An 8,636-nucleotide genomic window follows, 5' to 3' on the forward strand; every position below is an offset into this window, starting at 1 on the left:
CTTCTGGCACTCAATGCCACCATCGAGGCGGCGCGCGCCGGCGATGCCGGCCGAGGCTTCGCCGTTGTCGCTTCCGAGGTGAAGTCGCTGGCCAGCCAGACCGCCAGGGCAACCGACGAAATTTCCACGCACATTGCCGGCATGCAGGGCGCCACGCAGGAATCGGTAGCCGCCATCAAGGAAATCGGCGGGACCATCGGTCAGATATCGAGCATCGCTTCGACGATCGCGAGCGCAGTCGAGGAGCAAAGCGCGGCGACGCAGGAAATTGCACGGAGCGTGCAAAATGTAGCCGAGGGGACCGGAGAGGCCGCCGCGAATATCACGGAGGTCAACCGGGGCGCCGCCGAGACCGGCTCTGCATCGGCCAACGTCCTGGACGCGGCGCGGTCGCTGTCTGCCGAAAGCAGCCGGCTGCGCGAAGAGCTCAACCGCTTCATGTCCAATATTCGCGCGGCCTAAAATGTTCGGGTGATGGAGCTCGCGTCATAAAGCGAGCCCGGCCGTGCCCTAGTCTCTGCCGAATTGCCGTTTCAACTCGACCTTGGCCTGATTCAGGCGCATCCGTTGCGTCTTGGGCAACGTCTTTCCCGCTCTATTGATGTAGAACGTCAGCATCGAGAGCGCCGAGCGATAGGCGCCGGCCTTGCGGCGTGAGCTGTGCTCGGCAGAGCGTTTGAGCGAGGCCGCGATCCGCTTCGGATCCCGCAATGTGAAGACGCCGCGCTTGAGGTCGAGTGCGTCGCTGTGTTTTGTGACGCGTTGCGACCATCGCTTCGACGACGGTTTTGCCTCGCGGGTCTTACTAGCGGATTTCCTCGCCGTTTTGCGTCCGGTGCTCTTCTGTCTGGCTGGACGGCGCGAAGCCGTCGATTTGCGTGGCTGAGCCATGTTGAAAGTCCTCATGTTTCTGCGCCAACGAGCAGGATAGCGATGGGTTCCTCGTCTGCGAATACGGGAACCCCGACACCCGCACGGGCGTTAGGGTCTTGGCTAGTGGTCCTTCCGCGATGGTGGGAAAGGACGCTTTGCATTCCCGACAATTCCTGATTGGTTTGGCTCCATGGGTTTGCAGCAACGGCAGGGCAATTTGGACGCTGCACCACCAATCGACCGTGACGTTGTCGAGACCAGCATTCCCTTCCGTCTCGATGCGTTGCGCTGGAGCGGCTTCCATACCCGCGTCGTTCTGGCGCTTGGAATTACCTGGGTGCTTGACGGACTCGAGGTTACGCTCGCGGGCGCCTTGTCCGGTGCGCTCAAGCGAAGCCCGACGCTGCATTTTTCAAACTTCGAGGTCGGCCTTGCCAACAGCTGCTATCTTGCCGGTGCGGTGCTTGGCGCGTGCGGCTTTGGCTGGTTGACGGACCGCATCGGCCGCAAGAAGTTGTTCTTCATCACGCTCGCGCTCTATCTCGCCGCGACCGCCGCCACGGCTTTCTCATGGGGCGTCGCGAGCTATGCGGTATTTCGTTTTCTGACTGGAGCCGGTATCGGAGGTGAATACACCGCGATCAATTCCACCATCCAGGAATTGGTGCCGGCGCGCTATCGCGGCTGGACCGACCTGATTATCAACGGCAGCTTCTGGATCGGCGCGGCCCTCGGTGCAACGAGCGCCATCGTTTTGCTCGACCCCAACTGGTTCGATGTCGATCTGGGCTGGCGGCTCGCCTACTTCACGGGGGCGTGCCTCGGCCTCGTCGTGTTCGTGATGCGAATGTGGATCCCGGAAAGTCCGCGGTGGTTGATTACCCACGGCCGTCCCGATCAGGCCAATGCCATCATGTGCGATATCGAACGTTCGGTCACAGGGCACGCCCAGGACAAGTCTCCGCCGCCTGCCGGTTCCGGCGAAGACGGGCTTCGGCGGCCGTGGCCAAAATTGAAGCTGCGAATGCGGGATCATACGCCGCTATCGGAGGTCGCGCACACCTTGTTCAAGGTGTATCGGGAGCGCTCGCTGGTCGGGTTGGTGCTGATGATTGCCCAGGCGTTCTTCTATAACGCGATCTTCTTCACTTTTGCGCTCGTCTTGACCGATTTTTACGGGATACAAGCCGGCCAGGTCGGCTGGTATATTCTTCCTTTCGCGGCCGGCAATTTCCTGGGGCCGCTTGTTCTCGGGCGGTTGTTCGATACGCTCGGCCGCCGTCCGATGATCGCGCTCACCTATGGCGTTTCCGGCATCCTGCTCGCGGTCTCGGGCTATCTGTTTGCGATCGGGGCGTTAAGCGCGAACACCCAGACAATCGCCTGGATGGTAATCTTCTTTTGCGCTTCTCCGGCCGCAAGCGCTGCCTATCTTACGGTGAGTGAGACCTTTCCATTGGAGGTGCGTGCGTTGGCGATCGCCGTGTTCTACGCCGTGGGCACCGGGGTTGGCGGCGTCGCGGGTCCGGTCCTGTTCGGAGCGCTGATCGATACCGGCTCGCGCGACAGCGTTTTTGCGGGCTATCTGCTTGGCGCTGTGCTGATGTTAGTAGCTGCCGCCGTCGGCTGGCGCTATGCGGTTCCGGCCGAACGGCGCTCGCTGGAATCGATTGCTCAGCCGCTGGCATCTGTGGAGTGATTAGATGAATGAAGGTTTGGCAAATCGCATATTGCGCGGGCGGAAAGAGGCTGAGCCTGCAGAGGGTCCCTCGCTGGAGCTGATTGCGGAAAAACTGGTGAAGTGCCTCGACGGTTGCGCGATCCTGCTCGACATTGACGGCACGCTTCTCGATCTTGCGCGGACGCCGCGTGAGGTGTGGGTGCCGCCGGGGCTGGCTGCCACGCTGCATGCCCTGCGCGAGCGGACGCGCGGCGCGCTCGCTCTTGTCAGTGGCCGGTCGCTGAACGACATCGACCTGATTTTCGCGCCTGATCGATTTCCGGCGATCGGTGGCCATGGTGCGGAAATGCGGCTGTCGATCGACAGCGAAGCGGTCGCCACGCATGCTCCGCCGATGGACAAGGAGTTGAAAAGCCGTCTTGCGGCCATCGCGCGGCTCAGCCCGGGTATTCTTTTGGAAGACAAGGGCTACTCGCTCGCGCTGCACTACCGGCTGGCGCCGCATGCGGAGAAAGCGATTTACGAGGCCGTGTCGCTGATCCGCGCCGATTTGCCGAATGCGCCGATCGAGATTTTGCCCGGAAAATGCGTCTGCGAAATCAAGCAGGCGGGTTTTGACAAGGCAAGCGCCGTGCACGAACTGATGAGTCACGACCCGTTCCGCGGCCATTTCCCGATTTTCATCGGCGACGACGTCACAGATGAATCCGTCTTTGCAGCGATGCCTGGCCTTGGCGGTCTTGCCTTTTCAGTCGGCCGCCGCGCGGAGGGCGTCGCGGGCCATTTTGACGAGCCGCACGATGTCCGCGCCTGGCTTGCGCGCCTTATTGATGGCAAAGCTTCTGCGGCGTAATGACCGTTTAAGCGTCTTATTCGTGCACGGAGCGCGCGTGAACGAATTTTGGCTGCGGAGATGCGTATTCCCGACGCTGCATCGCCTGAATTCGGTTTCAATTCATTGAAAAAGTGACCAGGAACCATATTGATGAATGGTTGTTAACACGCGAGCGAACCATCAGGAGAGGAACCCGGTGAGCCTCGTCGTCGTTTCAAACCGGATCACGCGCGGCAACGCCAATGAGCCTGTTACGGGAGGCCTGGCAGCCGCATTGCTTCCAGTTGTAGAGAAATCGGGCGCGATTTGGGTAGGTTCCAGCGGTCGCGTTCGCGAGGGCGCCCAAAAGGAGCCGTTTGCTGAAATCGAGGCGCTTGGGGCTGGCGCGCTCGCGATGCTGGATTTGCCGGCCGCGCATTACGGCGGATATTACGAAGGGTTCGCCAATTCGGCACTGTGGCCGGCGCTGCATTCGCGCGCCGACCTGATCTGCGTTTCGCAAGGCGACTATCTGTCCTATCGCGAGGTCAACGCCTTCATGGCGCGGGCGCTGTTGCGATTCCGCAAGCCCGAGACCGCGTTCTGGATCCAAGACTATCACTTTCTGGCGCTCGGCGCCGAATTGCGCGACCTCGGCGTGAACGAGCCGATCGGTTTCTTCCTGCATACGCCCTGGCCCGCCCGCGATATCATTGAAGGCGTCCCCCATCATCGCGAGCTGGTGGAGGCCATGCTGGCCTATGATCTGATCGGGTTCCAGACCGAGGACGACTGCGAAAATTTCGCCAGTTATATTTCTTCCAGTCTTGGCCTTGTCGTCGATGACGGTGTTGTGACGTCAAAGCACGGCACGACCCGCATAGCGGTTTTCCCGATCGGCATCGACGTGGAAAAATTCGCACGCCAGGCCGCGAAAGCCATTTCGCATCCCGACGTGTCGCGGCTGCGCCGCAGCTTGAATGGCGAGAAGCTCGCCATCGGCGTCGATCGGCTCGATTACTCCAAGGGCCTCGTCAACCGCGTCAGCGCCTTCGACCGGATGTGGACCGTGCAGCCGTCGCTGGCGCGCACGGTGTCGCTGCTGCAGATCGCCACCCCCTCGCGCGGCGCGATCGAGGCCTACGGCAACCTGCAAAGCGAACTCGCAAAGCTCGTCAGCGACGTCAATGGCCGCCACGGCGAGGTCGACTGGACGCCGATCCGTTATCTCAACAAGGGTTTCAGCCAGACCGTGCTGGCCGGCCTTTATCGTACCGCCCAGGTTGGTGTCGTCACGCCCCTGCACGACGGGATGAATCTGGTGGCGAAGGAATATGTCGCGGCGCAAAACCCTGCCGATCCGGGCGTGCTCGTCTTGTCGAAATTTGCCGGCGCCGCCAACGAGCTCGACACGGCGCTTCTGGTCAATCCCCACGATATCGACGGCATGGCACGGGCGATCGCGACGGCGCTGTCGATGCCGCTGCTCGAGCGGCGGATGCGCTGGGAGGCGATGATGGCGAAGCTCCGGCGCCACTCCATCCAGCAATGGTTCACAAGCTTCTTCGAGACACTGCAGAACGCGCGAGCCGAACGAGAGGCGATGCAGCCGGTCGTCGAGCCGCCGGTCCAGTGGCCGCCCGCGGCATTCGGTCAACGCCTGATCGCTGGATAGATCCAGCCACCAGGTTCTCAATTGCAATATAGCACCCCGTCAAGGGTGACGCAGCGCGCCTTGTTGGGATCGTCGAGCGGCACCAAGCCCTTGCCTTGACCGACGGAGACGCCGGGCCCGATGGTGACCGACGATTTGTTGCCGATGACAACGCTCGGATGAGGCGACACCAGCGATCGGGTGCCGTCGGCCCAGGTGATCGCCTCGCTCGACCAGACGCCGCGATGCCCGTCATCGCAGACCACATCCGCGCCTTCGCGGTGACAGTGCTGGGCCTGCGCGCTCGTCGCGTAGCCGGCAATCGCCAGCACCATGAGAGCCTTTGTTACTTGGCGGATCGTCATTCTGTCCTCGTCGGTCACGCATGGTCGTCACGATCTGGAAGTCGCATATCGACTGTCTTTGGTTCAGGAGAATGGCGGCGACAATATCCTTGCGACACCTCGCGTCTTGATTATCGTGTTGTTTCAATATGTTGTTGAAATAATCCTCTGCCGCCGCCGGGGTCACTTGCAAAAGTCCGCGCGCGCCTTCAAGAGAAGGCCTCTTGGGAGAGATGGCCGAGTGGCTTAAGGCGCACGCTTGGAAAGCGTGTGTGCGGGAAACCGTACCGTGGGTTCGAATCCCACTCTCTCCGCCAGTCCAGTACAGAACTGCGAACGCCGCCAGTAGCCGATTTTGCGCCCGAAATCGCGGCGAGCGTGCTGAGCAAATTGCTTTTCGATCCCATGATGCGGACCTCGCGGTCGTCAACCTCGACCCTCTGGGCCAGAGCGCGCAGATGGTCCCGGCGATAGCCGCCGCCTTCGATCCGCATCCGCTTGCGGGCCGTGGCTGCAAACTTGCGGAGTACCGTTGTGGTGACGGGTTGCTGGGCCGCGCTGTCGAGTGCAGCCTGGGCGCGCATGGCGTCGGCTTGGGACTGATCCCGCATCGCCTTCAGCCCCTCGACACGTTCCTTCAGGCCGGGGTCGCCAAGATCGTCCATGACCGTGCAGTTGCGCGCCGCCCTGTACCTTCGCGTCTCGACGGCTCGACAGGCCGAGCACGATGTCTCGATCCCGGATCAGAGACGGCAACGCGAGAACTACTGCACCTCGCGCGGCTACCGGCTGGTCGAGACCTATGTCGAGCCCGGCGCCTCCGCCACCAACGACCGCCGTCCCGAATTTCAGCGCATGATCGAGGCCGGGACAGCCAAGCCCGCGTCCTTCCGCACGAGCACGACTCAGATGTCGTGCTCGTCCATTTGCCTGCCGAAATCTCGCAAGCCTTCGATGTCGAGCACCGTGATCACCCGGTATGCTCTCTTGATCAGCCCCGTTTTTTCTAGTTCGTGCAGAATCTGGTTGATGCTTTGCCGCGAGATGCCAACCAGATTGCCAAGCTCTTCATTGGAGATTTCGATCCGGCCCTCTTGCCTCTGATAGAGTCGCGGGTTCGAAATATCGGCGATGGCGAGAGCTACGCGTGATTTACGATGCTCCAGTCGGTCATGCTCGAATGCGCCGAGATACTGTCCGAGACGATCGTTGAGCTGGGTTATGACAAAGCGATTGAAGGGAATGCTCACGTCCAATAACCAAAAAAATGTGGCCGCTGGCATCAGGACCACTCGAGAGGCACGCATCGCAATTGCATCGTACTTGCGCATTTCTTTTTTGAGTACCGCGCCTTCGCCGAACCACGAATGGGCGGGGAAGGTGCCAAAGTTAACGAGCTTTCCCGCCTGAGATAGATTTTCGATCCTGACCAGTCCGTCCATCACACCGATCCACTCCTCGGACGGATCGCCCTTGCGACAGACATAATTTCCGGTTTGAAGCTCACGGACGAAGATCGAACTGCGCGTACGCTGGAATTGTTCGGCGGTCAGGCTGTTTGCCCAGTTACTCTTTGCCAAAAAATCGTCCAGCAAACCCGTCTCCTGATCAATTGTCGTGGCCGCGACAGTCTTTCGATCGACAAAATGATTTTCTATTTCGAAATTGGGTAATGCAAGCCCAGAACAAAAGTTAATGCGGCACTGCAAAAAAAGGCGATTGCGTGACGCGGAAAACTGAAAAGTTCACAACAGGGAGGCGTTCCATGAGGACTAATAGACCAGAGAGACGAGCGGCTACCAGGTATCTGCAATCAGCGGCGGCCGCAGCGGCGATTGGTTTCGCGGCATCGCCAGCGGCAGCGTCATCAAGCTGCGCTCAATTGGCCACCAATTTTCATCGGCCAAATACGACCATAACGATCGCGCAGGACGTTCCAGCAGGCACGTTTGTCACCCCCACCACGCCAGCCCAATCCATTACCGCCTTACCGGCATTTTGCCGGGTTGCCGGTTTTACGACGCCAACAAGCGACTCGCATATCCAATTTGAGGTTTGGTTGCCGGAGTCCGGATGGAACTTGAAGTATCTGCAAGTGGGCTGCGGCGGCTTCTGCGGAGCAATTAGCTACAGCAGCATGGGAGAACCTCTTCGCAGAGGTTACGCTGTGGCGGCAACGGACGATGGCCATCAGGCCAGCGGTGTTGACGCATCTTGGGCCGTAGGTCACCCGCAGAAGGTGATTGATTTCGGATATCGCTCCCTCAAGGAGACGACCGACGTTGCCAAAGACATCATCATGGCATTCAAGGCAAATAGCGCACGTCGGTCGTATTTCATGGGTTGCTCGGATGGAGGTCGCGAAGCCTTGATGGAGGCGCAGCGTTACCCCAATGATTTCGACGGCATCGTGGCTGGATCACCGGCGAATTATTGGACCCATCTGTTCACCGGGTTCGTCTGGAATCAGAACGCGCTTGCGGCTACCTCCACGGGCGATCTTTCTCAACCCGACCTGAACGCCGTCAGCAGTTCGATGCTCGCACAGTGCGCGGGACATGACGGCGGGTTGAGCACCGATCAATTCTTGAATAATCCGCTGGCCTGCCGCTTTAATCCGGCGAAGCTATCGCTGACACCGGATAAGGTCCAAGCTGTCGAAAAGATCTTCTCGGGGCCCCCCGGGATTTTCCCGGGTTACCGCGTGGGCGGTGACGAGGCCAGTAACGCGGCTAACTGGCCAGCCTGGCTGACCGACAGCGGCAACCCCGCCAACGGATTGGAAGGCCTGTTCGGCGATAGTTACTTCAAAAACATCGTGTTTCCGAACTCTGGATGGACGCCTACCACCAATAGCGCCGCTGTAAATGCCCATGAGGCGGACGTTCGCACGGCTGCGATCTTGAATTCGACTGATCCAAATCTGCGTCCCTTCGAGTGGCATGGGGGCAAGTTGATTCAGTATGTGGGCTGGGGCGACACCGCCATCTCACCTATCAATGACATCAACTACTATAATTCCGTGCGCGAGGAACTGGGCGGCCGTCACGAAAGCGTACAGAATTTCTATCGTCTCTTCATGGTCCCCGGAATGGCCCACTGTAGTGGTGGACCCGGCGCAACTGCATTTGGTCAAAGCGTTAATGGACCAAATCCCTCCGACCCGTCTGACGATATCCTTTCCGCTCTAGATCGTTGGGTGGAACGTGGGCCCGCGCCAGACCAAATAACAACCACGAAATATGTGAATGATGATCCCACACAGGGCAT

At 60.0% G+C, this 8,636-nt stretch carries 8 protein-coding genes, 1 tRNA gene and 1 pseudogene; 7 read left to right on the forward strand and 3 right to left on the reverse strand.

Annotation, left to right across the window (positions count from 1 at the left end):
• Nucleotides 1-462: methyl-accepting chemotaxis protein (locus WB528_RS13315; RefSeq protein ID WP_423888879.1), on the forward strand; the 462-nt coding region annotated here is incomplete at its 5' end.
• 48 nt (nt 463-510) lie between these two features.
• On the opposite strand, the gene WB528_RS13320 is transcribed toward WB528_RS13315, so the two are convergent.
• Complete coding sequence (locus WB528_RS13320; protein ID WP_423888880.1) at nt 511-891, reverse strand: DUF3175 domain-containing protein; 381 nt, start codon at nt 889-891, stop codon at nt 511-513.
• A 172-nt stretch (nt 892-1,063) separates the two neighbouring features.
• Here WB528_RS13320 and WB528_RS13325 point away from each other — a divergent pair, with 172 nt between their 5' ends.
• From WB528_RS13325 to WB528_RS13335, 3 genes are all read left to right on the forward strand, one after another.
• The gene (locus WB528_RS13325) at nt 1,064-2,572 is read left to right on the forward strand and encodes an MFS transporter (RefSeq protein WP_423888881.1); all 1,509 of its coding nucleotides are present in this window, start codon (nt 1,064-1,066) and stop codon (nt 2,570-2,572) included.
• A 4-nt stretch (nt 2,573-2,576) separates the two neighbouring features.
• Nucleotides 2,577-3,407 (forward strand): trehalose-phosphatase, encoded by an 831-nt coding sequence (gene otsB / locus WB528_RS13330; RefSeq protein ID WP_423888882.1) that lies wholly within the window; start codon nt 2,577-2,579, stop codon nt 3,405-3,407.
• A 178-nt stretch (nt 3,408-3,585) separates the two neighbouring features.
• The gene (locus WB528_RS13335; RefSeq protein WP_423888883.1) at nt 3,586-5,043 is read left to right on the forward strand and encodes a trehalose-6-phosphate synthase; all 1,458 of its coding nucleotides are present in this window, start codon (nt 3,586-3,588) and stop codon (nt 5,041-5,043) included.
• Between the two features lie 17 nt (nt 5,044-5,060).
• Here the strand turns inward: WB528_RS13335 and WB528_RS13340 are convergent, their stop codons facing one another.
• Nucleotides 5,061-5,387, reverse strand: a complete 327-nt coding sequence (locus WB528_RS13340) for a hypothetical protein (RefSeq protein ID WP_423888884.1) — start codon at nt 5,385-5,387, stop codon at nt 5,061-5,063.
• Between the two features lie 206 nt (nt 5,388-5,593).
• Here WB528_RS13340 and WB528_RS13345 point away from each other — a divergent pair.
• Both WB528_RS13345 and WB528_RS13350 read left to right on the forward strand, forming a co-directional pair.
• Nucleotides 5,594-5,683: transfer RNA gene (locus WB528_RS13345), tRNA-Ser, on the forward strand.
• 346 nt (nt 5,684-6,029) lie between these two features.
• Nucleotides 6,030-6,257 (forward strand): annotated as a pseudogene (locus tag WB528_RS13350) (recombinase family protein); the annotation flags it as partial.
• A 14-nt stretch (nt 6,258-6,271) separates the two neighbouring features.
• Here WB528_RS13350 and WB528_RS13355 read toward each other — a convergent pair.
• Nucleotides 6,272-6,961 (reverse strand): Crp/Fnr family transcriptional regulator, encoded by a 690-nt coding sequence (locus WB528_RS13355; RefSeq protein ID WP_423888885.1) that lies wholly within the window; start codon nt 6,959-6,961, stop codon nt 6,272-6,274.
• Nucleotides 6,962-7,248: 287 nt separating this feature from the next.
• Between WB528_RS13355 and WB528_RS13360 the strand changes: the two genes are divergently transcribed.
• The coding region (locus tag WB528_RS13360; RefSeq protein ID WP_423888886.1) for a tannase/feruloyl esterase family alpha/beta hydrolase at nt 7,249-8,636 on the forward strand (1,388 nt) is incomplete at its 3' end.

The sequence above is a fragment of the Bradyrhizobium sp. genome, from assembly GCF_049586575.1.
Taxonomy (GTDB): Bacteria; Pseudomonadota; Alphaproteobacteria; order Rhizobiales; family Xanthobacteraceae; genus Bradyrhizobium.